Source organism: Spirillospora sp. NPDC049652 (assembly GCF_040675125.1).
Taxonomy (GTDB): domain Bacteria; phylum Actinomycetota; class Actinomycetes; order Streptosporangiales; family Streptosporangiaceae; genus Spirillospora.
This window is the reverse complement of the sequence record NZ_JBFAOF010001426.1, coordinates 1-1,369: the sequence shown is the minus strand read 5'-3', so window position 1 is coordinate 1,369 and position 1,369 is coordinate 1. Positions and strand designations below refer to the sequence as shown.

General features: G+C 74.7%; 2 protein-coding genes. One reads left to right on the top strand and one right to left on the bottom strand.

The features are described 5' to 3' along the window. A partial coding sequence (locus AB0J52_RS40775; protein ID WP_500188594.1) for an NTF2-like N-terminal transpeptidase domain-containing protein occupies positions 1-789 on the bottom strand: 789 nt, incomplete at its 3' end. Between the two features lie 108 nt (positions 790-897). Here AB0J52_RS40775 and AB0J52_RS40770 point away from each other — a divergent pair. Beyond that, a partial coding sequence (locus AB0J52_RS40770) for a LysR family transcriptional regulator (RefSeq protein ID WP_500188593.1) occupies positions 898-1,369 on the top strand: 472 nt, incomplete at its 3' end.

Sequence of the window (1,369 nt, the reverse complement as noted above, 5' to 3'; positions counted from 1 at the left end):
GGCCAGCGCCGCGCCCGCCGCCTTCTGCGTCCGCGCGTCGATGGTGGTGCGCAGCGGCTGCCCGTCCGCGCCGCCGAACCGCTTGACCGCCGAGACCTGCCGGCCGTTCGCGTCCACGATCCGGACGGTCAGCGCGGGCGTCCCGGCGAGCCGCTTCTCGTACTGCTTGTTCAGGCCGTCCACGCCGATCGAGTCGCCCTTGCGGTAGGGAGCGCCGAGCTTCCTCGCCACCTCGTCGGTCGCCGGGCCGAGCGGCCCCACGATCTGCTGGACGGACCCGGACGGCGAGCCCTCCATCGACGAGCCGTCCGCGTACGAGACCTGTCCCCGGGTCGGCCACGCGCGGGCGGCCTGCAACCGCTGCCCCTCCTTGAGGCCCGGGTAGAGGACGGTCGGCGACCAGTCCACCTTCCACTTGCCGCCGGACTTGGTGAAGCCGAGCGTCCCGTCGTAGCTCCAGGTGCGGCCCCCGGCGAGGGTGAGCCGCGCGGAGTACGCGCCGCCCGCCTCGCCGCCCTTCGGCTTGCCCACCGAGGCGACGGTGTACTTCTGCGCGGTCGCGCCCAGCTCGTCGCGCTGCTTGGCGAGCCGCGCGGTGAGGTCGGCGGGCGCGCCCGCGGTGAGTTCGCCCATCGCGGCGTAGTCGCCCCGGCTCCACGCCGCGGTGAACCGCTCGGCGGTGCCCCTCGGCCCGTCGTCGCCCCCTCCGAGCAGCCAGAACGCCCCGGCCCCCACGAGCACGACGGCCGCCACGGCGGCGACGACCGCCGTCCACCGGGATCGCGTCATGACATCCCCCTTCGCTGCGGTGAGCTCACAGAACACCAGGTCAGCACGGCCGTGTCCAAGAGTGCTATCAATTCCGCAGCGGTATGGGAATTGGTATCGTTCCAGCTCATGGACATCGTCGGGCATCTCGCCCACTTCGTCATCGTCGCCGAGGAACTCCACTTCGGCCGCGCGGCGGAGCGGCTCGGCATGGCCCAGCCCCCGCTGAGCCAGCGCATCCGGAGGCTGGAGGACGAACTCGGGGTGCGGCTGTTCGACCGGACGAGCCGGCGGGTCGACCTGACCGCCGCCGGGCGGCTGCTGCTGCCGGAGGCGCGCGACGTCCTCGGCCGCGTCGACCGCATCCGCGAGCTCGCCGACCGGGCGCGCAGCGGCGAGGTCGGCCTGGTCCGCGCGGGACTCCCCGCCGACCTCGGCGGCGACGTCGTCGCGGCGCTGGTGGCGGCGTTCCGCGAGCGCCGCCCCGACCTGCGGCTCACGCTCAGCGAGACGAGCACCGCCGAGCAGGTCCGCGCGCTGGCGAACGGCTCGCTCGACGTCGCGGTCCTGCGCCACCCGTGCGACACGCGCGGCCTCGCCC